The sequence below is a fragment of the Arthrobacter sp. TJ-178 genome, from assembly GCF_058269275.1.
In genome coordinates, this window is the sequence record NZ_JBZCNK010000001.1 from 598,590 (window position 1) to 620,075 (window position 21,486).

A 21,486-nucleotide genomic window follows, 5' to 3' on the forward strand; every position below is an offset into this window, starting at 1 on the left:
GGACAACCCGGCCGGACCGATGGATTCTCAGCTGAAGAGCGCCTCCCCCACAAACCCGCCGTCCGCAGCGCCCGGCGGCACGGCAAACACCGCAGAGCCCACCGGCGTGGTCCACTCGTTCAGGATGTCCATCTGGTCCAGCCGCTGCTGGATCGGCACAAACTGCCGGTCGACGTCGGCCTGGTAGGACACGAAGATCTGTCCGGAGTTGGACACCCCGCCGGACGCGCTTCCGGCGGCGGGCGGATCGTCGTAGTTGTACGGGCGGCGGAAAATCCGCTGCCGCTCGTCATCGGGCCGGGCACGGCGCAGGTGGGAGGACTGCGCAATAACCGGGAATCCGAGGCTGGTGCGGGCCGCAAAGTCCGGTTCATCGTGCTCCGCGGTGCCGGTCAGCGGAGCTCCGGTGGCCAGCGTGCGCCCCACGGATTCCTCACGGCCCCGGCGGTCCAGCTCATCCCAGGCGTCAAGGTTCATGGCGATGCGCCGAACGACCATCGATGTCCCGTTCTCCAGCCACGGCGCAATTTCCGGGCTGCCCCAGACCACCCGTTCACGCTCCGCGGTTTTCCGGGGGTTGCCGGTGCCGTCCAGCTGCCCGAACAGGTTGCGCGGCGTGGCGTCAGCTTCCTTTGTTCCGGAGGCGTGCAGGAAGCCGGACTGGACCCAGCGCACCGCGGCGAAGGCACGGGCATCCTTGAGCAGCATCCGCCGCGCGTGCGCCAGGGTCAGCGGGTCATCCGCGCACAGCTGCAGCAACAAATCTCCGCCGGAAAAGGCCGGCTGCAGGCGGTCGATCCCGAAGGCGGGCAGCGGGCGCAGCCATGCCGGCGCCGCATCAGGGGCGGCCAGCGCCACCAGTGCCGGGCCGAAACCGAACGTCACGGTCAGCCGGGCAGGGTTCAGCGCCAACTCAGGCTCGGTGTCCGCGAGTGCCGCACGCCCCGAGGTGAGGGCTGCGGCGTCGTCGGACAGCAGGCGCAGCAGCGCCGCCAGACGTTGCCGGGTCAGGTTCGGCATCAGGTCCAGTGCCAGGAAAACTGCGTGGGCCTGTGCCGGAGTCTCGATGCCCGCCTGCCGCGGCCCGTAAAAGGGCACAACGGCGCTTCCAACTCCGACCGCCGCAGCTGCTGTCTGATCCCCCGATGCCTCCGTTCCGGAACCGGAACCACCGCCAAAGCCGGCACCGGCCAGCGCGCCGAGTCCCGCTGCGGCGCCGCCAAACAACAGGTGCCGGCGGTTTACGCCGCGGCGGGCAGCGGCGGTGCCGGAACCGCTGTGCGGGCTCATGTCCCGGTTACGGTCCCCGGCGTCCGGGGCCCGGTCCCCGCTCATTTGCCGTGGTAGCTCTCGTTGGCCCCGGAGAAGTCTTTGGCGGTGGCGGTGAAGTCAACGGTGGTTCCGTCGGCAAGTTCCAGGGTGAAGGAAACCTCGTCACCGGGCAGGACCGGGCCGGTGAGCCCCATCAGCATCAGGTGGTTTGCGCCCGGTTCCAGCACGAATTCACCGCCGGCCGGCACAGTGAATCCGTCCGCGGTTTCGGCCATGGCAAATTGTCCGTCCGCGCCCGCTGCTGTTTCGTGCAGTTCAACGGACGCTGCTGCCGGCGAAGAAGCTCCGATGACCTGGATGTCCTCCGCGCCGTTGTTGGCCAGGACGCCAAAGGCGCCGGTCATTCCGGTCTCGGCGGCTTTGATCCAAGGCTCACTGATGCTCAGCGGGGATTCGGTTGCCGGAGCGCTTTCGGCGGTGGTTCCGGCGGCTGAGGCCGCCGGGGGCTGCGTGGACTCTGCAGATGACTCGCCGGAGCAGCCGCCCAGCAGCAGCGCCCCGAGGGCGGCAGCGGAGAGGATGCCCAGGGCTTTGCGGCCCTTGGAAGCGGTGGTGGATTCTGTGGCTGCGGGAGAGGCAGAGGAGTTGAAAAAGGGCATGGTGAAGCTCCTGAAGGGCATGGGCGCGGGCCGGCTCGCTCCGGAGCCGGGCAAGGTGGTGCGCCGTGAGATGTGGGGGTGGAGGAAGCCGGGCGATTGGCCCGGTCCGGTGCGTCCGGCTATCCGGTGCGTCGGGTTATTCGGTGCGGCTGCGCTTGCGGCGCGAGAGAACCGCGTACACCGCATAGACGGCCAGGCCTGCCGCACCGGCGATGACGATGGTAAGCCACGGAGTGTTCCCGCCGTCGTCGGACGTCTCGCTGCTCTTCGGGTTCTCTGCGCCGTCCGTGCTTTCTACGGGTGAGTCCTCGGCGCCGTTCTCGGCCGGAGCGGCGGTGGCAGCCGAGCCGGCTACGGCGTTGGCACCCACCAGGTATTCGAACTGGCCCGTGATCGGGTGTCCGTCGGAGGAGACGGCACGCCAGCGGACGGAGTACTCACCCTCCGGCATGTCGGCGGGCAGCGGCTGCACCAGGTTTGTCCGGGTCAGCACCGGGGCGGCTTCCGCCCAGTTCCGGCCGTCGGCGTCGAGCACAATGATCTGGTTGCCCAGGTCCATCAGGGCGCTGCTGAAGACCAGCTCCAGCTCGGAAGGCGAGGTTTCAAAGCGTTCACCGGCTGCCGGGGTGCTGCTCACCAGTTCGTCGTGGGCCAGTGCTGCCGGGGCGGTGGAAAGTGCTGCCGCGAGCCCGGCAAGCATCAAGGCGCCGAGCAGAAGGATCCGGACTGCCAGCGGCTGTCGTGCAGGTGTGCGGGAGTGGTAGCCGAAGGGAATCCGGCCGGAAATGATGGAAGAGGAGAGCTGAGGCATGGCTGCTTTCTGCGCCGGCTCATGACCGGCGGCTGCTGGAAGAAAGGCTCAGCACCGGAGGGTGCGGGCCTAGAAGGACACAGCAGCGGCCGGCGGGCCCCGGTGCCTCATTACCAGCAGCGGAACACCGAGGTTCGGCAGCGGATCAGCAGGAATCAGAGTGGAAAGCTTGGGGATCCGCGGGCCCAGCGGCAGCGGAAGGATCAGCGGGAGGATGGCGGTGATGGTCAGCCGCATGGCAGCCAGGATCCGCAGCAGGGCGGCCTCGCCGTTGCGCAGAAGCATCACGGTTGCCGCGGCAGCCAGAAGGTGTCCGAGCCACATCGCCGCTGAGGCATGCCCGGCGGCCCCCATGGTGATGGCCGTACCGGCGCCGGTGTCAGCGAACTGCGCGGCCAGCGCGGCCGGATCCGCATGGGCTGCATGGCCTGCGTGGCCCGCACTGGCCAGGCCGGCGGCGGAAGTTCCGGCAGTTCCGGAGACCGTTCCCGCCCCGCCGACGGTAAAGAGCAGGTGGAAAATTCCCTGGCTGGCCAGCACTGCTCCGGCAATCCTTGGCACCGACAGGGATTTGCCGGCCAGGGCACAGGAGACCATGGCGGACAGCGCAAGGCAGAACAGCACGATGGACGGATGGGGAATGACGCCGCCGGCAAGAACGTGGGAGGCTGCGGCAACGGCCGTGGCCGACAACGCTGCGGCCCAGCCGCGCACCAGGCGTGCGGTGCGCGTGCTCATGTTCCCTCCCGGAGACGGTTCGAACCGGGTGGGCGGGTGCTCCGTCCGGCTGCTGATATTGTCCCCGGATTTCTACAGGTTGTCGAATACGCTGCGGTGCGTTCGGGCGGATCCTTCGTGCACATGACGGGCCCAAAACCCGCCGCCCAAAATCCTTCGTGCACCTCACGGGCCCATAATCCGCGTTTAAGCCCTTTTAGGCCCGTCTTCTGCACGAGAGATTTTCCGTAGTCCCGTTATCTGCACGAAGGATGGACGCGGCGCCACTGAGGGTGCAGCTGTGCCGGGTCCGGCAACCCACCGAGCTGCAGCCGCTGCCGGGTGATGACGTTGGTCGCGGCAGCGGGGTGAAGAAGCCTGCGGCCCGGGGAGACCACGCGACCACGCGACCACGCGACAGCCGCTACCCCTGAAAGACGGGCTTGCGCTTATCAATGAACGCCGAAAATCCTTCGGCATAGTCCTTGGTACGGCAGAGGTCGCCCTGAGCGGTGTTCTCAGCCTCCATCGCGGTCCACAGCCCCACCCGGGAATCCCGGATCTGCGCCACCAGTGACTTTGACGCCCGGAACGCTCCGGTTGCGCCGCTGGCCACCCGTTCCACAATCCCGCGGGTGCGCTCCTGCAGTTCGTCGGCCGGGAACGAACGGCTGAACAAGCCGGCCGCTACGGCTTCGGTGCCGCTCATCAGATCCGCCGTATAGATAAGGTCCAGCGTCCGGTGGGCGCCGAGGCGTTCGGTGAACAGCCAGTGTCCGCCGGAATCCAGGGTTGCACCCAGGTTCGCGAACGGTGACCCGATTTTGGCATCGTCTGCCACGTACACGACGTCGGTCGCCACCAGCAGTCCGAGTCCGACGCCGAGGCAGGCACCCTGGGCGGCGGCGAAGGTGGGCGCCGGGAAGGCTGCCATTTTCTTCAGCAGCGGCGTCACGAGGCCGCCCAGATAGGCGTAGGCGTCGTCGTTGGCGGGGTCGACGGCGGAAATGTCCCGCCCGGCGCAGAACGCCCGGCCTTCACCCCGCAGCAGGAGGGCACGCACCCCGGCGGCTTCGGCGTCGTCGTACGCCTGTGAAAGCTCCGCCAGCGCCTCCTCGTCCAGGGCATTGAGCTTCTTCGGCGCGTTCAGGACAATTTCGGCGATGCCGCCGTTGATGCTCAGGTCAATCACGGGTGCTCCGTTCCTTCGAAAACTAGGCGTCGTAGTCGACGGTGACGTCGGGGCTGGTGGGACGGCTCTGGCAGGTCAGAACGTAGCCCTTTTCCAGTTCGTCCGGTTCCAGCGCGTAGTTCTCCTCCATCTCCACGGTGCCGGCGACCAGCTTGGCCCGGCAGGTGCCGCAGACGCCGCCGGCGCAGGCAAACGGGACATCGGGGCGCACGCGCAGGGCGGCATTGAGGATGGATTCGCGGGCGTGCGTGGGGCTGGCCACTTTGCCCTGCAGCCCGTCCAAGCGGAAGGTGATGGAGTAGTTGTCGCCGCCGGGTTCGACGGCGACGGGACGTCCCGCCGCTCCCTCCGGCTTGCCGGGCTGGCCGGTGGTGAACAATTCGAAACGGATCTTCTCCGCGTCCACGCCGCGTTCGGCCAGGGTGTCGCGGCACATCTGCACCAGTTCAAAGGGGCCGCAGAGGAACCACTCGTCCACCTGCTGCGTCGGCAGCACCGAGTCGATCAGCGCGGAAAGCTTCTCGGCGTCGATCCGTCCGGAGAGCAGGGGCGAGATCCGCTGCTCGCGGGAGAGCACATGATGCAGGGCAAACCGGGCCGGATACCGGTCCTTCAGGTCCGCCAGCTCCTCCAGGAACATGACGTCCATAGCCGCCTTGTTCGCGTAGACCAGGTCAAAGCGAGTGGTCTCCGACGCAGCCAGAATCGTGCGGGCAATGGCGATGACCGGGGTGATCCCGGAACCTGCCGCCACCGCTGCGAAGACGTTCTCGCCGGTGACGTCCAGGTCCTGCGGGTGGTTCAGCCCGTTCAGCGGATGCTTGGAAATGAAGCCGCCGGCCGGGCTCATCACATCCAGCACGTCGCCGGCTTTGAGGGATTCGTTGGCCCAGGTGGAGAACCTGCCGCCCAGGTCCCGTTTGATGGCCACCCGGATCTCCCCGGGCTGCGGCTCTGCACAGATGGAGTAGCTGCGGCGGACCTCGGAGCCGTCCAGGGTGGTGCGCAGCGCAACATACTGTCCGGGCAGGTAGTCGAAAGACCCGGCCAGGGCCTCGGGCACCGCGAAGGTCACCTCAATGGCGTCCTCGGTCAGCCGCCGCACTGCGGCCACGGTGAGGGGGTGGAAGGAGGTTCGGCGGGACGGCACGGAGCCCGGCGACGGCGGGGCGGCTTCCGCTGCGGAGGGCGCGGACACTGCGGACGGCGCCGGTGCAGGAACGGAGGTTGTCATGGGTTAGAGCACCTTGAAGTAGTCGAAGGGTTCGCTGCAGTCCTGGCAGACGTAGAGCGCCTTGCAGGAGGTGGAGCCGAAACGGGTCAGTTCGCGGGTGTTGAGGGAGGAACACTGCGGGCATTTGACGCTCAGGCCCAGCCGAACCGGTCCCGCGGCGGCCCTGCCGGTGGGCGGGGCGATGCCGTAGCTGTTGAGTTTGGCTTTGCCGTCCTCGCTCATCCAGTCCGTGGTCCAAGCCGGGGCGAGGACCAGGTTCACGCGCACCTGTTCATAGCCGGCGGCGTTGAGGGCAGCGGTGACGTCCTGGCGGATGGCGTCCATGGCCGGGCAGCCGGAGTAGGTGGGCGTAATGGTGACGGTGACGGCGCCGGGTCCGGTCGGTTCAACCGCACGGAGCACACCCAGGTCCTCGATCGTCAGCACCGGAATCTCGGGGTCGCAGACCGTGGCGGCAATGTCCCAGGCTCGGGCAGCCGCGGGATCGGCCGGCCGGAGCGTTTCGGTGCCGGCTGTTACGGCGTCCTCAACATCAGTCATGGCTGCCTACCAGCTGGCGCCGGGATGCTCCCGGGCCAGGACCTGCATCTCGGCCAGCAGATACCCCAGATGTTCGCTGTGCTTTCCGCGGCGTCCGCCGCCGGGAGCCGCCGGAACCGAGGGAACCTCAAGCTCGGCTTCGGTGCAAACTGCCCCCACACCGGCGTCGAACCCGGCGCGGAGCGAAGACGGCAGCACTGCCGCTCCGGTTCCGGCCAGGGACACAACCAGATCGTCGTCCTCGAACAGTTCGCCGACGTACGGCCACGTCAGTTCCAGCGCACGCGTGATGCGGCGCCGGGATTCCTCAGTGCCGCCGGCCAGGCGCAGGATCCACTGGGCGCTGTGGTCGCGGTGGTAGTCGACCTCCTTGACGGCCTTGGCGGCAATCGCGGCCAGGGTCGGATCGGTGGAGGACATCAGCGCGGTGTAGAGCTCGTAGAGGTAGAAGGACGCCGCCAGCTGGCGCGCGATGGTCCGGCCGAAGTCGCCGTTGGGCTGTTCAAACAGGTGTGCGGAGCGGAATTCACCCTCGCGGCGCCAGTAGGCCAGGTCATCTTCGGTTCTATCGGAAGCCGACCCCGCGTAGGTCAGGAAGGACCGGGCGTGTCCGAGCAGGTCCAGCCCGATGTTGCCCAGTGCCACGTCCTCTTCCAGTTCGGGGGCGCGGGAAATCCACCAGCCCAGCCGCTGGGCCAGGATCAGGGAATCATCGCCAAGGCGCAGGGCGTATTCAGCGACGTCGGCGGGAGCCTTGATGCCCGCCGCGGAGATATCCTCCGGCCGCAGGGCGTTGCCTGGGGTGATGCGCGTGGCGCTGTCCGAGCTCACAGGTGCTTCACTCCTTCGGACTTGGTGTAGTACGTGGCGTGCCGGTAGTCCTTGCCCTGCGGGGACTCAAAGAACTGCCCCTTGGAATCGGGGTCGGAGGCGATAATGGCCGACGCCGGCACCACCCAGAGCGAGACGCCCTCGTTGCGCCGGGTGTAGAGATCGCGGGCGTTGCGGACGGCCATGTCCGCGTCCGGAGCGTGCAGCGAACCGGCATGGACGTGGGACAGTCCGCGCGAGGAGCGGACAAACACCTCCCACAGCGGCCAGGCCGCGCTCAGCGCAGCAGCCTCGGCAGCCGTCCCCGGCTCAGCGGAAGTCTGCGTACCCACCGGCTTGGCGCCGTCGTCGCCCGTTGTGGAACCGGAAACCATAACTCAAGCCACCTTCGTCTTTTGTGCCTGTTTCGCCGCATATGCGGCTGCTGCTTCGCGCACCCAGGCGCCGTCTTCGTGTGCCTCGCGGCGGCGGGCCAGGCGCTGCGCGTTGCAGGGCCCGCGTCCGGCGAGGACTTCCTTGAACTCGTTCCAGTCCAGCGGCGCGTGCTCCCACTGGTTGGTGTCCTCGTTGTAGCGGATGGAGTCATCCGGCAGGGTCAGGCCCAGGACCTTGACCTGCTCCACGATCATGCCCACAAAGCGGGAGCGCAGTTCATCGTTGGAGAAGCGCTTGATGTTCCAGGCCATGGACTGCTTGGAGTTGGGCGAATCATCATCCGGCGGGCCGAACATCATCAGCGACGGGGCGTACCAGCGGTTGATGGCGTCCTGCGCCATGTCCCGCTGCGCCTGGGTGCCGTTCGCCAGTTCCAGGAGGATCTCGAATCCCTGCCGCTGATGGAAGGACTCTTCCTTGCACACGCGCACCATGGCCCGGCCATAGGGGCCGTAGGAGGCACGGCAGAGCGGAACCTGGTTGCAGATGGCGGCGCCGTCCACCAGCCAGCCGATCGCTCCCATGTCCGCCCAGCTGAGGGTGGGGTAGTTGAAAATGCTCGAGTACCGGGCCTTGCCGGCAATCAGGTCTTCCGTCATCTTTTCGCGCGGGGTTCCCAGTGTTTCCGCTGCGGAGTACAGATAGAGGCCGTGTCCCGCCTCGTCCTGCACCTTGGCCATGAGGATGGCCTTGCGCTTGAGGGAGGGCGCGCGGGTAATCCAGTTGGCTTCGGGCTGCATGCCGATGATTTCGGAATGCGCGTGCTGGGAGATCTGCCGGACCAGGGTCTTGCGGTAGGCCTCGGGCATCCAGTCCCTCGGTTCAATCCGCGAGTCTTCGGCCAGCAGCTGCTCAAAGTATGCCTCTGGCCCGGGGTCCGGGACGGTGTCCTCGGCCTGTGTGCCGGGGAAAGCGTCGGTATGCAACGACATTTTTGCCACCTCACTGTGCGGAAGGAGTCGGATGCCTGGGGCGCAGGAATAATTACCGACCGTTCGGTCAGAATATAGGTGTGACAGAGGGCACGTCAAGGCGGCGGGCGGTCGCTACATAGACAGGCTTACTAGTTCGTGAAAATATCTCAGCGTGCAGAATTTCTCCTGGCCCAGCGACTGGATGCGGGCGGCGCTCAGCCTGTGTGTGCTGAAGGCGCTCGACGGCGGTGCCGCCTATGGTTACGCGATCGCCTCCCGGCTCGAACGGCAGGGCTTTGGTGCGGTTCGGGGCGGAACCCTGTATCCGCTGCTGACCCGCCTCGAGTCCGCCGGCTGGGTCACCGTCTCCTGGCAGCCCGGTGACGGCGGTCCCGGGCGGAAGTACTTCTCCCTCACCACGGCAGGGCGGCAGGAACTGGCCGGACAGAGCGAACTGTGGACACGGTTCGCCGGTACGGTTGGGACCTTCCTGGACAATGAAGGACACAATGAACACATCTCCGGGGGAAGCCTCCATGACAGCCCATGATGGCCCAAATACTGCTGTAGAGGTTCCCGGCGGTCCGCCCGGCTCCGCTCCGAAGCCCGATCCGTCCCGCCGCAGGGTATCCAGGACGGCGCTGGCCGCACTGCTGGTACCCACCTGTCTGGGCCTGCTCGGTTTCTTCGCGGTGGCCGCGGCCGTCAGCTCCACGGACTCCCGCGTTCAGGTGACCCTGCCGGGCTTCCTGCTGGTTGCCGCCGGACTTGCCCTGGCTGCCTGTGCTCCGCTGCTGCGGCGCCTGGCGGCCCGGACCTCGCTCCGGCAGCGCATCCTCGGAGCCGGGGCGGTGCTCGTGGTGCTCGCGGGGACAGCGGTATTGGCCGCAGACCTGGTGCTTTTCAGCCTCCCGGCAGTGCCAACCGCCCTCATCGGCGGGCTGCTCCTGATGTCCACCTCGCTCTGGGGGCAGTTCCGCAAGGGCGCTGCCGCAGATCCCATCCTGGATCCGCCCGCCTGGCAGGCGGAGCAGCCTTTCGGTACCACCCTGCTCACGGTGCTCGGCAACTGGTTGCTGTTTTTGGCCGCCGCCGCGCTGACAGCCGGGCTGCTGCTGCAGGTCTGATTCCCGCCACCCGGCCCCACCACAGCGCCGGGCGCAACCGCAACACAACACCACACACAGTGCCGGCCCCCGGTAAGCCCCGAGCATAAACAGTGCGGGGTTCTTCGCCCGCCCGGACGGTGTCGATATATTCGGGACATGACTACTTCTGCCACACCTCCCGTTGCTCAAAAGGTTCCCACCGAACGCGTCCACCACGGAGATACCTTCGTTGACGACTATGAGTGGCTGCGGGAGAAGGAAAACCCCGACGTCGTGGCCCACCTCAAGGCGGAAAACGCCTACATGGAAGAGGTCACGGCCCACCAGGAAAAGCTGCGGCAGGAAATCTTCGACGAGATCAAGAACCGCACCGAGGAAACCGATCTGTCGGTGCCCGCCCGCAAGAAGGGCTGGTGGTACTACTCCCGCACCGAAGAGGGCCAGCAGTATGCCATTCACTGCCGCACCGCCGCCCAGGACACCGGGGACCTGGACGCGGACTGGACTCCGCCCGTCGTGACACCCGGCGTTCCGGTTCCGGGCGAGCAGATCCTGATTGACGGCAACGCCGAAGCCGAAGGCAAGCCGTTCTTCTCCCTGGGCGGTCTGGCAGTGACCGAGGACGGCAACCTGCTGGCCTACTCCGAGGACAATGCGGGTGACGAGCGCTTCACGCTGCGGATCAAGGACCTGCGCACCGGCGAGCTGCTCCCGGACACCGTGACCAACGTGTTCTACTCCCTGGCCTTCTCCCCCGACGGCACCCGGGTCTTCTACACCGTTGTGGACGACTCCTGGCGCCCGTACCAGATCAAGGCGCACACCCTCGGGACGCCGGTGGAGGACGACGTCGTCATTTACCAGGAGGACGACGTCGCCATGTGGACCGGCTTTGACCTCTCCGCGGACCGCAGGCAGCTGCTGATCGGCATCAGCAACTCCGAATACTCCGAGTACCGGGTCCTGGACTTCGAGGATCCCGCCGGCGAGGTCCGCACCCTGATTCCGCGCAGCGAACGCATTCTCTACGAAGCCGAGCCCGTCACCATCGCCGGAGAGCGCCATTACCTGATCACGCACAACAAGGACGCCCTGAACTCCATGCTCTCCCTCGTGGCGGAGACCGAGTTTGCGCATCCGGTGGCCGAGCAGCACTGGAACACCGTGGTGGCGCACGACGACGCCGTCCGCGTCAACGGTGCGGCTGTCACCAAAACGCACGTCATCGTGTCGGTCCGCAAGGACACCACCGAGCGCGTGCAGGTCCTGCCCCTGGAGGGCCTGGGCACGGAAGTGCAGGGAGACCCCGTGGAGCCGGCCTTCGACGAGGAGCTGTACACGGCCAACCTGGCCAACGCCGAATACGATTCCCCGATCATCCGGCTCAGCTACACCTCCTACCTGACCCCGCCGCGCGTCTATGACTACGTGCTGGCCACCGGTGAACTGGAGCTGCGCAAGGAGACCCCGGTCAAGGGCGGTTACAACCCGGCCGAGTACGTGGCGGAGCGGGCGTGGGCTACGGCGGCCGACGGCGCGCGGATTCCGCTGTCCGTGCTGCGCCGGGCGGAGGTCAAGCAGGACGGCACCAATCCGGCCCTGGTCTACGCGTACGGCAGCTACGAAATCAGCATGGACCCGGCCTTCAGCGTGGCCCGGCTGTCCCTGCTGGACCGCGGAGTCATCTTCGTCGTGGCGCACATCCGCGGCGGCGGCGAAATGGGACGCACCTGGTATGACCAGGGAAAGAAACTGAACAAGAAGAACACCTTCACCGACTTCGTGGCTGCCACGGACTACATGGCGTCCTCCGGCTGGGTGGATCCGTCCCGGATTGCGGCCATGGGCGGCTCGGCCGGCGGACTGCTGATGGGCGCCGTGGCGAACCTGGCCCCGGAGAAGTACAAGGCGATCGTGGCGCAGGTTCCCTTTGTGGACGCCCTGACCAGCATCCTGGATCCGGAGCTGCCGCTTTCGGCACTGGAGTGGGAGGAATGGGGCAACCCGATCACCGATCCGGAGGTCTACCGGTACATGAAGGAATACTCCCCGTACGAGAACATCCGGGCCGTGGATTACCCGCGCATTGCCGCCGTGACGTCCTTCAATGACACCCGGGTGCTGTACGTGGAGCCGGCCAAATGGGTGGCCAAGCTGCGCGAAGTGACCACCGGATCCGAGCCGATCGTGATGAAGATCGAGATGGACGGCGGCCACGGCGGCGCCTCCGGCCGGTACGAGGCGTGGAAGGACCGCGCCTGGGACTACGCGTTTGTGCTGGACGCCCTCGGCGCGGTGGAGCCGATCGCCCCGGAAACCGGAAGCAACTAGCGGCCGGCCTGCTCGGCGGCCGTACGGCCGCTTCCCCGCTTCGGGGAAGCGGCCCGGCGGGCAAAGGCACGCCGGGCCGCGGGAGGATCGGTCTCTTCCGCTGCGGCGGCCGGCGGCGGCTTCTCGGCTGAAGTTTCCGCAGCACTGGTTTCGTCCGCCGGGTTCGGATCCACTGGACCGGCCTCCGCAGCCTGCCCCGCAGTCCCGGAGCTCCCCGGGTTCCCGGCTCCGCCGTCGCTGTTGTCCCCGGCGTTGCCGGCTGTCGCGCTGCCGCCGGCCCGCGTTCCGCCCTTGGCCGCCGCGCTCGCCCTGCGCCGCTGGCGCAGCAGACCCAGCCCAACCGGCACCACGGTCAGCAGGACCACCGCCAGGACCAGCAGATCCAGATGGTCGCGGATGAACGGGAAGCGGTTGCCCAGCACGTAGCCGAGCACTGTGACCCCCACGCCCCAAAGCAAAGCGCCGAAGGCATCGAACGCCATGTAGACGCGGTAGGGCATCCGCCCGATGCCGGCCACCACCGGAGTGAAGGTGCGCACCACCCCCACAAACCGGGCCAGCGTAACCGCTTTGCCGCCGTGCCGGGCAAAGAACTGCTCGGCACGGGCCACATTCTCCTGCCGGAACACCCTTGAATCGGGGCGGGAGAAAACTGCCGGACCGGCTTTGCGCCCAATCCAGTAACCCAACTGGTCGCCCATAAAGGCAGCAAGGGAAATCAAAAGCCCGAGCACCCAGATATTTATATGCACGGTGCCGGTAGCCACCAGCAGTCCGGCGGTGAACAGCAAAGAATCACCGGGCAGGAAGAACCCCACCAGCAGGCCGGTCTCGGCAAAGACAATGGCGCACACCACCAGCACCACCCAGGGTCCCAATGCCGGATCCGCCAGGAAAACCTGCGGATCCAGCCAGTCAGGAAGCACTGGGATCCCGGAGCATCAGAGCCGTTGTCCAGAAATCGGCCGCAGCCTCACACGCATCCACCTCCTCAAAGTACGCCACTGCGGGGGGCCGTGTCCTCCCGCCGCATAAACCGGTCCGGGCGGATGTGACACACAACTCCTCCGTGCTTGACAGCGCCGCCCCTCGCAGGATTACCTAATGAACATTCGGTAACTAAAACGAGAGGGCCCCATGGCTGACACCGGTGTCACCGCCCCAACGCAGGAAAACGGCGTGATCCATCCGATTCTGAAACATGATTCCGTTGCCCGCTGGCTCGGAATCACGGTGGAGCATCTCGCTCCCGGGGAGGCCAGCTGCCGCATGGTGCTGCGCCCCGAGATGCTCAACGGCTTCAGCATGGCCCAGGGCGGCATGGTCTTCGCGTTTGCGGACACGGCCTTTGCCCTGGCCTGCAACCCCTCCACGGCCGAGCTCGCAGAGGCGGAGCTGATCACCGTTGCATCCGGTGCGGACGTCACCTTCATCTCCTCCGCGCTGCCCGGCGAAACCCTGCGGGCCGTGGCCGCGCACCGTGCCTCCTCCGGCCGAAGCGGCGTATATGACGTCGAAGTCACAGCCTGCACCCCTGACGGCGCTACCCGGGTAGTGGCTGAGTTCCGCGGCCGTTCACGCTCCATTCCCAATCCCGCCCGCCGTCCCCGCAGCTGATCCGCTTCACCGCAGAGACGCTCCAACGCAAAGGCCCCTCCATGATTTCCTCCCCGTCGCTCCTGAAGTCCACCGCAGCAGATCCCGCCAGCCTTGATCCCGAAGAGCGGATGAGCCGCGACCAGATCGAAGCCCTTCAGCTGACCAGGCTGCAGCACACGGTCAAGTACGCCTACGAGCGCGTCCCGCTGTACACGCAGAAGTTCGACGACGCCGGCGTCCACCCCGAGGACCTCCGGGAACTCGCGGACCTCGCCAAGTTCCCGTACACCACCAAGGAAGACCTGCGCCAAACCTATCCGTTCGGCATGTTTGCCGTCCCGCAGGACCAGGTGGCACGGATCCATGCCTCCTCCGGAACCACCGGCCGGCCCACCGTCGTCGGCTACACCGCGGGCGATCTGGACCGCTGGAGCACGCTGGTCGCGCGGTCGCTGCGTGCCTCCGGAGTAAAGCCCGGCTACAAGGTCCACAATGCCTACGGCTACGGCCTGTTCACCGGCGGTCTGGGCGCCCACGCCGGCGCCGAGAAACTCGGCTGTACCGTCATTCCAATGTCCGGCGGACAGACCGAACGGCAGATCCAGCTGATCACCGACTTCCAGCCGGACACCATCCTGTGCACCCCCACATACCTGCTCACCATTGCCGACGCCATGCGCGCCGCCGGCATCGATCCGCGCTCCACTTCACTGAAGAACGCCGTCCTGGGAGCCGAGCCGTGGACCGAGGAAATGCGCCACGAACTGGAGCTGTCCATGGGCCTGGACGCCTGCGACATCTACGGCCTCTCCGAAGTGATGGGGCCGGGCGTGGCCGGCGAATGCGTGGAATCCAAGGACGGCACGCACATCTGGGAGGACCACTTCCGCCCGGAAATCATCGATCCCTTCGATGACACCAAAGTGCTCGGCGACGGCGAACCCGGGGAACTTGTCTTCACCTCGCTGACCAAAGAGGCCCTGCCGATCATCCGCTACCGAACCCACGACCTCACCCGGCTGCTGCCCGGCACCGCACGCCCGGGTATGCGGCGGATGGGCCGGATCACCGGACGCAGCGATGACATGATCATCCTGCGCGGCGTGAACCTGTTCCCCAGCCAGATCGAAGAAATTGCCCTGCGCATCCCCGCCCTGAGCCCGCACTTTCAGCTGGAAATCACCCGCCCGGACCGCATGGACGAGCTCACAGTCAAGATCGAGCGCCGGGAAGACTCCTCCGCTGATGACTGCCGTTCCGCCGCCGCGGAGCTGAAGGCACAGATCAAGATCCATGTGGGCTCTTCCTGCATCGTCCAGGTGGCCGAGCCGGGCACCTTGGCCCGTTCCAGCGGAAAGCTGCGCCGCATTTATGACCTGCGGTCAAAAGAGTCCGGCCTGCTGCCCGGTTAATCCCCGGCAGGCCCGCGGCTCAAATAAACCTGCCGAACGTTCGTGAGAAAATGAGGCCCATGCCTTCCACACCATCCGCCGCCGCCGGAGCGGCGTCCGCCGCCGTCCGGCGGGGCCGCCCCGGATATGACCAGCAGTCAGTCCTCGCCATTGCCGTGGATGTGTTCAATAAGCACGGCTACGAAGCCACCTCCATGGGCATCCTGGCCGAGAACCTGGGCATTACCAAATCCGCGATCTACCACCACGTTCCCTCCAAGGGGGACCTGCTGCGGCTGGCACTGGACAACGCGCTGGACGGCCTGGAGGCGGTGCTCGACGACGCCCGGGCCTCCAGCGGCGCCGCTGACGCCAAGCTGGAGTTTGTGCTCCGCGGAACCATCCAGGTCCTGACCGAGCGCCTGCCGTTCGTGACGCTGTTGCTGAGGCTGCGGGGCAACACGGAGATTGAGCGGGACGCATTGGCCCGGCGACGGGAGTTCGACCACCGGGTGGCCAATCTGGTGGATGCTGCCCGCAGTGAAGGAACCCTCCGCAGCGACATCGATCCGCGCACCACCACGCGCCTGCTCTTCGGCACGATCAACTCCATTGTGGAGTGGTACAAGCCCGGCGGCCCCATTTCCCCGGAGCAGCTGGCCGATGATGTCATTTCCATCATGTTTGACGGGCTGCACGCGCGGTCATGACGGCCCTTTGGACGGGCCGCCGGACGGCCGCCCCTGCGCTAGGCCGGCTCGGCCAGCTCCAGCAGCTTCGCCCGCGACATCCGAAGTTCAGCCGGAGTGAGGTAGGGAGTGCCGACGGACCCGGCGAGGCCTTCGGCGGCGCTGCGGATGGACAGGGAGGTAGCCGGATCCAGCCCGTCGGCACCGAACGCTTCCCGCCACCTCTGTGCGTCCGCACGAAGGAGGCCCTGAATGGCCGGTTCGGCGCTGCCTATGATCAGCAGCAGGGAGGTGGGGGCAAAGAGGCGGCGTACCGTGGGATTATCTGCGTCGGTCAGCGCCCGGACGTAGCCGCGCAGCAGTTTCCCGGGCCGGTTCTCGCTCAGATCAACATGGGCGTGCACAGCCTCCCAGAGCTTTTCGGACGCATCCGCCAAAATTGCTTCCTCCAGCGCGGTCCGGCTGGTGAAGTGGTGGGTCAGCGCCCCCTTGGATACCCCTGCCGCCGCTGCAATATCCGCCAGACTGACGCCTCCGCCATGCTCATACAGCGTCTGGGACGCCGCCTCAATGATCGCTTTCCGGGTTCGCTCCTTGTCCCGTACGGCGGCTGTCTCAGTGGGGGGCATGGCTCTCTTCTTTCGTGGTCTCTGACGGAATGAGCCGAGCAGCGAGGATCGCGGCGACAACCAGCAGCGCGGCGGCAATAAATGAGGTTACCTGCATGCCGTAGGTGAAGGCATGCTGCGCGGTGGCGAGCAGCACCTCGCTGCTGCCGTCCAAATGGCCGGCAGCGCTGGCGAGGGAATCCTGCACAGCGGCCGCAGTTTCCGGCGGAGTGCCGTCCGGAATTTCCAGCTGCGCACGGTACAGGGCCGTCTGCAGGGAACCGAGGACGGCGATGCCCAGAGCGATACCCAGCTCATACGCGGTCTCGGAGATCGATGCTGCGGCCCCGGCCCGCTCGGGCGGCGCCGCAGCCACCACAGCATCGGTGGACAGGGTCATGGCCAGCCCGGTGCCCAGGCCAATGACCGCAAGCGACATACCGATGCCAAGATAGCCGGGCAGGCCCTCCGTCACGCCAAGCGCCGCCAATCCCAGGGCTCCAACAAACAATCCGGCGGCGATGGCACGTCCGCGCCCCAGCTTCGACAGTGTCAGTCCAACGACGGCGACGACGGCGATCGAGGCAACGGTCGCCGGCATCTCCGCCATGCCGGCCCAGAAAGGCGAGTAGCCGCGGACCAGCTGCAGATACTGGGAGAAGAAGAACAGCACGCCCAGAAACGCGAAGATGGACAGCGTGTTGGCCGCGACCGCACCGCTGAACGCGGGGATGCGGAAGAGGCTGATGTCCACCATCGGGGTCTTCAGACCGCGCTGCCGGCGCACGAACCACCAGCCGGCACCCAGGCCGGTCAGCACGCCCGCGAGGACAGGCCAGCCCGGTCCGGAGCCGACAACCTGCTTGATCGCGTAAACCAGCGGAACGATCGCCAGCACCGACAGCAGGGCGGACAGAAGATCGATCTTTCCGGCGTTCGGATTCCGTGACTCGGGCAGGAGCCAGAGGCCGAGCACCACGATCAGCGCGATCACCGGAACGTTGATGAGGAAAACCGAGCCCCACCAGAAGAACTCCAGAAGGGCCCCGCCCACCAGCGGTCCAACGGCGCCTCCGGCCATGGCACCGGCTGACCAGATCGCAATCGCCCGCGTGCGCTGGACGGGGTCGTGGAACAGGTTGCGGATGATGGAAAGCGTGGACGGCATGACCGTTGCACCGGCGATGCCCAGAAGGGCACGGCTGGCAATCAGAACCTCGGCGGACGGGGCGAAGGCAGCCATGACGGAGGCAACTCCAAAAGCAACGCTGCCGATAAGGAGCAGCCTTTTCCGCCCGATGCGGTCGGCAAGGTTACCCATCGTCACCAGCAGCCCTGCGAGCACGAACGAATAGATGTCTCCGATCCAGAGAATCTGCGTCGCGGTTGGTGCCAGATCCGCCGTCAGGGCGGGGACCGCCATGTACAGAACGGTCCCGTCAATGGCGAGGAGCGTGACGGCAAGGATGGGGACAATGAGGGCAACCCATTCCCTGCGTCCAGCCCGGAGCGGAACTTTCGGTAACGTGTCCATGCACCAAAGGCTAACAATCCAAATGGTTTGCTATCAAATACGTTTGGTTTGCTACCTTGGTCCCGCAGGCGCACGGGCCGGACAATGGACGCGCGGCCCTGGGGCCGCCTGCGGGTTACTTCTCCACGAGGGTCAGGACATCGTAGGTGGCGACGACGTCGTCGTTCTGGTTGGTGAGCAGCGCATCCCAGGCGACTTCTCCGTACTCATCGGTTTCGCGCGGCGTGATCTTCTTGGCCGTGAGGGTCACCCGGATGGAATCCCCCGCGGCCACCGGAGTGATGAAGCGCAGGTTCTCCAGGCCGTAGTTCGCCAGTACGGGACCGGGCTCCGGGTCCACGAACAGGCCGGCCGCCCAGGACAGCAGCAGGTACCCGTGGGCCACGATGCCCGGGAAGAAGGGATTGGCTTCGGCGGCCGCGGAGTTGGTGTGCGCGTAGAAGGTATCCCCGGTGCTGTTCGCAAACGCGGTGATGTCCTCGAGCGTGACCTCCCGCAGGTCCGAACGGACCGAGTCCCCGACCCGCAGTTCCGAGAGGTCCTTGCGGAACGGGTGGGCGCCGTCGAAGTTCCGGTCAGCCCCGGTGTGCCAGAGACCGGTGAGCGCCGTGAGCATGTTCGGTGAACCCTGCACGGCGGTGCGCTGCATGTGGTGCAGGACCGAGCGCATCCCGCCCAGTTCCTCGCCGCCGCCGGCCCGGCCGGGTCCGCCGTGGACCAGGTGCGGCACGGGCGAGCCGTGGCCGGTGGAGCTGCGGGCATCTTCACGGTTCAGGATCAACACGCGCCCGTGGTGTGCGGCGATGCCCAGGGTCAGCTCGCGGGCCGTGGCGGGATCATTGGTGCACACGGTTGCCACCAGCGATCCGCCGCCGCGGGCGGCCAGGCGCACGGCGTCGGCGGCGTCGTCGTAACCGATGACCGACGCCACCGGACCGAAGGCTTCCACTGCGTGCAGCGCTTCATTCTCAGCATCCGCCCAAGTGAGCAGGACGGGAGCCATGAAGGCACCTGCTTCGGCCACGGCGCGCGTGCCGTCGGCCCGGACAACTTCGGGTGCGTCCAGGGAACCCCAGGCCAGGGCAGCTCCGGCGTCGAGCAGCGTCTGCACGGAGGAGCGGACTCCCTGGAGCTGTTCGGTGGAAGCCAGGGCCCCCATGGTCACATCCCCGGCCCGGGGATCGCCCAGCACCACGCGCTGTTCAATGCGCCGGCCGGCGGCGGCAACGACGTCGTCCACCAAACCGGCGGGAACAATGGCACGGCGGATGCTGGTGCATTTCTGGCCGGCCTTGACCGTGATTTCGGTGACCAGTGACTTTACGAACGCATCAAACTCGGGGGTTCCGGGCACTGCGTCCGGCCCGAGGATGGCGGCGTTCAGCGAATCGGTCTCATTCGTGAAGCGGACGCCGCCCTCGGTGACGTTGGGGTGGGCCTTCAGCAGCTTGGCCGTGGAGGCGGATCCGGTGAAGGAAACATAGTCGCGGTAGTCCAGGTGATCGAGCAAATCCCGCGCAGAACCGGAGATCAGCTGCAGGGACCCGGCGGGCAGGATGCCCGATTCGATGATCAGCTTTACTGCCTCAGCGGCCAGATAACCGGTGGGAGTGGCCGGCTTCACGATGCTGGGCAGGCCGGCCAGGAACGCCGGGGCGAGCTTTTCCAGCATGCCCCAGACCGGGAAGTTGAAGGCGTTGATCTGCACTGCCACCCCGGGAAGCGAGGTGTAGATGTGCTCCCCCAGAAACGATCCGTCCCGGGACAGCGATTCCGCGGGGCCGTCCACCAGAACGGTGGAATTGGGCAGCTCGCGCCGGCCTTTGGAGCCGAAAGTGAACAGCACGCCGATTCCGCCGTCAATGTCCACCAGCGAGTCCGTGCGGGTGGCGCCGGTGCGGGCGGACACCTCATACAGTTCGTCCCGGTGCGCGTTGAGGTACGTCGCCAGCTCCTTGAGCTTGAGCGCACGCTGGTGGAAGGTGAGTTCCTGCAGTGCCTTCCGGCCCGCGGTGCGCGCGTGCTCGACGGCGGCCGCCAGATCCAGCCCGGCCGTGCTGACCAGCGCCAGGGTTTCGCCGGTGCTGGCATCGCGGACTTCCGCAGGTTCCGCGGCGGTGAGATCCGAGCGGTCCGGCGTCCACCAGGAATCCCGGACGTAGCTGGGAACTATGCGGACGTCTATGGCGGTGGAGGTCATCGTTGACTGGCCCTTTCAAAACGGTGCTTGCGGCCGGCGGACCGGCCCCGGGCGGTACAGCGTCCTGCGGAACGGTATATCGCAGGATAACTGACCGGACGTTCAGTAATGAGATTTAGCGTACAGGAGGATGCTGCGCATCACACTATGATGTCGGCGGCAATCCGGCGGCAATCCGGTGCGCTGACCACGGAGCACCGGATATCTACCCGTTCCCGGCGGGTTGCCCCGCCCGCAGTGTCCGCGGGGAGTGTCCGGGACTACCTTGGAGCGCACACCCGCATCCTTAGAAGGAGCATCATGAACGAGTTCGAATCCCCGGCCGCAGCCTCACTGCCCCAATCTCCCGGCGAATCAGGCGAATCTCGTCGGCCCGCCCGGCGGCGCCACAGCATGCTGGTGGGCGCACTGCTGCTGGGCCTCACCGGCACCCTGTCCGGCGTTGCAGCCGGCCCGGCTTCGGCTGCAGACACCGGGCCCGGTTCCGGACAGCAGGCGCAGCGGACTCCCGGGCAGCAGTCGCAGCCCGACGGCGGCCGCGGCTACGGGCGCGGGCACGGACACGGGAACGGGAACGGTCCGGGCAGGGGTCACGGGCACGGTAAGGACAAGACGGTTGATTATGTGGCCTTTGGGGACTCCTATGCTTCAGGATTCGGCGGCGGTCCGTTGCTGGATGCCTGCCGCCGCACGGCCGAGGGTTATCCGACCCTGCTGGACGCTCTTCCGCGCGTTGAGCTGGACAGTGACCAGTCCTGCGCCGGAGCCACGGCGCTGACCACCGAGCCGGCCCCGCCCGCCGGTCCGGTGGACCTGCCGGAGCAGATTTCCACTGCCATCTCGGCAGACCTGTTGAACCGGCAGACCGATCTGGTCACCGTCACCATCAGCGGCAACGATGTCCAGTTCGGCTCGGTGGTGCAAGCCTGCGCCGGACCCGCACTGCCGGACACCTGCGCCCCAGCGCTGGCGGCAGCGCAGGCCTTCGCGGAAACCGCCGTCGTTCCCCAACTGCAGGCCAGCTTTGCGCAGATCCGCGAAGCGGCACCGCGGGCGGAGCTGGTGGTGGCCGGTTACCCGCACCTGTTTGAGGGCAGCACACCCGGAATCCTGAGCATCGAGGCACAGAACCTGTTCAATGCCGGCACCGATGCGCTCAACGCCGTCGTGGCCGGGCAGGTGGGTGACGGCACTTTTGTCGACGTGACCGCGGCCTTCGCCGGCCACGGCATCGGGTCGGCGGACCCCTGGATTCTGGACATCACTGATCCCTTTGCCCTGCATCCCACGGCCGCCGGCTACAGCGAGGGCTACTTCGCAGCCATTACCTCAGCCGTTGACGTGGAGCGGCTGGGCAATCCGGGCCGGGGCCACTGCCGCGGACGCGGCTAGCCGAAACGGCTGGCCCTCCGGCCGGGGC

21 protein-coding genes are annotated in these 21,486 nt (G+C 66.9%); 7 read left to right on the forward strand and 14 right to left on the reverse strand.

What is annotated here, in order from left to right; all coding sequences use genetic code 11:
• Positions 1–27: 27 nt before the first annotated feature.
• The 10 genes from AC4D2Q_RS02815 to paaA all read right to left on the reverse strand — a co-directional run bounded on the left by AC4D2Q_RS02815 (position 28) and on the right by paaA (position 8,623).
• Positions 28–1,335, reverse strand: coding sequence for a Dyp-type peroxidase (locus AC4D2Q_RS02815; RefSeq protein ID WP_490944768.1), 1,308 nt, complete (start codon positions 1,333–1,335; stop codon positions 28–30).
• On the reverse strand, positions 1,332–1,931 hold the full coding sequence (locus AC4D2Q_RS02820; protein ID WP_490944771.1) for a copper chaperone PCu(A)C: 600 nt from the start codon (positions 1,929–1,931) through the stop codon (positions 1,332–1,334). Before AC4D2Q_RS02820 ends, AC4D2Q_RS02815 begins: the two co-directional genes overlap by 4 nt.
• Before the next feature lie 136 nt (positions 1,932–2,067).
• Positions 2,068–2,742, reverse strand: a complete 675-nt coding sequence (locus AC4D2Q_RS02825) for a copper resistance CopC family protein (protein ID WP_490944775.1) — start codon at positions 2,740–2,742, stop codon at positions 2,068–2,070.
• 69 nt (positions 2,743–2,811) lie between these two features.
• The gene (locus AC4D2Q_RS02830) at positions 2,812–3,480 is read right to left on the reverse strand and encodes a hypothetical protein (RefSeq protein ID WP_490944777.1); all 669 of its coding nucleotides are present in this window, start codon (positions 3,478–3,480) and stop codon (positions 2,812–2,814) included.
• Between the two features lie 403 nt (positions 3,481–3,883).
• Positions 3,884–4,651, reverse strand: coding sequence for an enoyl-CoA hydratase/isomerase family protein (locus tag AC4D2Q_RS02835; protein WP_490944779.1), 768 nt, complete (start codon positions 4,649–4,651; stop codon positions 3,884–3,886).
• A gap of 22 nt (positions 4,652–4,673) precedes the next feature.
• Positions 4,674–5,885, reverse strand: coding sequence for a 1,2-phenylacetyl-CoA epoxidase subunit PaaE (paaE, locus tag AC4D2Q_RS02840; protein WP_490944781.1), 1,212 nt, complete (start codon positions 5,883–5,885; stop codon positions 4,674–4,676).
• Between the two features lie 3 nt (positions 5,886–5,888).
• A complete protein-coding gene (paaD, locus tag AC4D2Q_RS02845; RefSeq protein WP_490944783.1) occupies positions 5,889–6,425 on the reverse strand; it encodes a 1,2-phenylacetyl-CoA epoxidase subunit PaaD in 537 nt (178 codons plus the stop codon).
• 6 nt (positions 6,426–6,431) lie between these two features.
• Entirely contained in the window at positions 6,432–7,256 is an 825-nt protein-coding gene (gene paaC / locus AC4D2Q_RS02850) for a 1,2-phenylacetyl-CoA epoxidase subunit PaaC (protein ID WP_490944785.1), read from the reverse strand.
• Positions 7,253–7,630, reverse strand: coding sequence for a 1,2-phenylacetyl-CoA epoxidase subunit PaaB (gene paaB, locus AC4D2Q_RS02855; protein ID WP_490944787.1), 378 nt, complete (start codon positions 7,628–7,630; stop codon positions 7,253–7,255). The genes paaC and paaB overlap by 4 nt, the downstream gene beginning before the upstream one ends.
• Positions 7,631–7,633: 3 nt before the next feature.
• Complete coding sequence (paaA, locus tag AC4D2Q_RS02860; protein ID WP_490944789.1) at positions 7,634–8,623, reverse strand: 1,2-phenylacetyl-CoA epoxidase subunit PaaA; 990 nt, start codon at positions 8,621–8,623, stop codon at positions 7,634–7,636.
• Positions 8,624–8,777: 154 nt separating this feature from the next.
• Here paaA and AC4D2Q_RS02865 point away from each other — a divergent pair, with 154 nt between their 5' ends.
• The 3 genes from AC4D2Q_RS02865 (at position 8,778) to AC4D2Q_RS02875 (ending at position 12,045) form a co-directional block, all read left to right on the forward strand.
• Complete coding sequence (locus AC4D2Q_RS02865; protein WP_490944791.1) at positions 8,778–9,155, forward strand: PadR family transcriptional regulator; 378 nt, start codon at positions 8,778–8,780, stop codon at positions 9,153–9,155.
• On the forward strand, positions 9,142–9,732 hold the full coding sequence (locus tag AC4D2Q_RS02870; RefSeq protein WP_490944793.1) for a hypothetical protein: 591 nt from the start codon (positions 9,142–9,144) through the stop codon (positions 9,730–9,732). The genes AC4D2Q_RS02865 and AC4D2Q_RS02870 overlap by 14 nt, the downstream gene beginning before the upstream one ends.
• A gap of 138 nt (positions 9,733–9,870) precedes the next feature.
• On the forward strand, positions 9,871–12,045 hold the full coding sequence (locus AC4D2Q_RS02875; RefSeq protein ID WP_490944795.1) for a S9 family peptidase: 2,175 nt from the start codon (positions 9,871–9,873) through the stop codon (positions 12,043–12,045).
• On the opposite strand, the gene AC4D2Q_RS02880 is transcribed toward AC4D2Q_RS02875, so the two are convergent.
• Positions 12,042–12,971 carry a DedA family protein gene (locus AC4D2Q_RS02880; protein WP_490944798.1) on the reverse strand — a complete coding sequence of 310 codons (930 nt, stop codon included), beginning with the start codon at positions 12,969–12,971 and terminating at the stop codon, positions 12,042–12,044. The two genes, AC4D2Q_RS02875 and AC4D2Q_RS02880, sit on opposite strands and share 4 nt — an antisense overlap.
• 211 nt (positions 12,972–13,182) lie before the next feature.
• On the opposite strand from AC4D2Q_RS02880, the gene AC4D2Q_RS02885 reads away from it, so the two are divergent.
• The 3 genes from AC4D2Q_RS02885 to AC4D2Q_RS02895 are packed head-to-tail and all read left to right on the forward strand — an operon-like array spanning position 13,183 to position 15,745.
• Positions 13,183–13,662, forward strand: a complete 480-nt coding sequence (locus AC4D2Q_RS02885) for a hotdog fold thioesterase (protein WP_490944800.1) — start codon at positions 13,183–13,185, stop codon at positions 13,660–13,662.
• A gap of 41 nt (positions 13,663–13,703) precedes the next feature.
• Positions 13,704–15,056 carry a phenylacetate--CoA ligase PaaK gene (paaK, locus tag AC4D2Q_RS02890; RefSeq protein WP_490944803.1) on the forward strand — a complete coding sequence of 451 codons (1,353 nt, stop codon included), beginning with the start codon at positions 13,704–13,706 and terminating at the stop codon, positions 15,054–15,056.
• Between the two features lie 59 nt (positions 15,057–15,115).
• The gene (locus AC4D2Q_RS02895; protein ID WP_490926308.1) at positions 15,116–15,745 is read left to right on the forward strand and encodes a TetR/AcrR family transcriptional regulator; all 630 of its coding nucleotides are present in this window, start codon (positions 15,116–15,118) and stop codon (positions 15,743–15,745) included.
• 38 nt (positions 15,746–15,783) lie between these two features.
• Here the strand turns inward: AC4D2Q_RS02895 and AC4D2Q_RS02900 are convergent, their stop codons facing one another.
• From AC4D2Q_RS02900 to paaZ, 3 genes are all read right to left on the reverse strand, one after another.
• A complete protein-coding gene (locus tag AC4D2Q_RS02900) occupies positions 15,784–16,353 on the reverse strand; it encodes a TetR/AcrR family transcriptional regulator (protein ID WP_490944805.1) in 570 nt (189 codons plus the stop codon).
• Entirely contained in the window at positions 16,340–17,866 is a 1,527-nt protein-coding gene (locus AC4D2Q_RS02905; protein WP_490944807.1) for an MFS transporter, read from the reverse strand. The genes AC4D2Q_RS02900 and AC4D2Q_RS02905 overlap by 14 nt, the downstream gene beginning before the upstream one ends.
• 115 nt (positions 17,867–17,981) lie before the next feature.
• On the reverse strand, positions 17,982–20,066 hold the full coding sequence (gene paaZ, locus AC4D2Q_RS02910; RefSeq protein WP_490944809.1) for a phenylacetic acid degradation bifunctional protein PaaZ: 2,085 nt from the start codon (positions 20,064–20,066) through the stop codon (positions 17,982–17,984).
• 300 nt (positions 20,067–20,366) lie between these two features.
• Between paaZ and AC4D2Q_RS02915 the strand changes: the two genes are divergently transcribed.
• On the forward strand, positions 20,367–21,458 hold the full coding sequence (locus AC4D2Q_RS02915) for an SGNH/GDSL hydrolase family protein (protein ID WP_490944811.1): 1,092 nt from the start codon (positions 20,367–20,369) through the stop codon (positions 21,456–21,458).
• Positions 21,459–21,486: the final 28 nt, after the last annotated feature.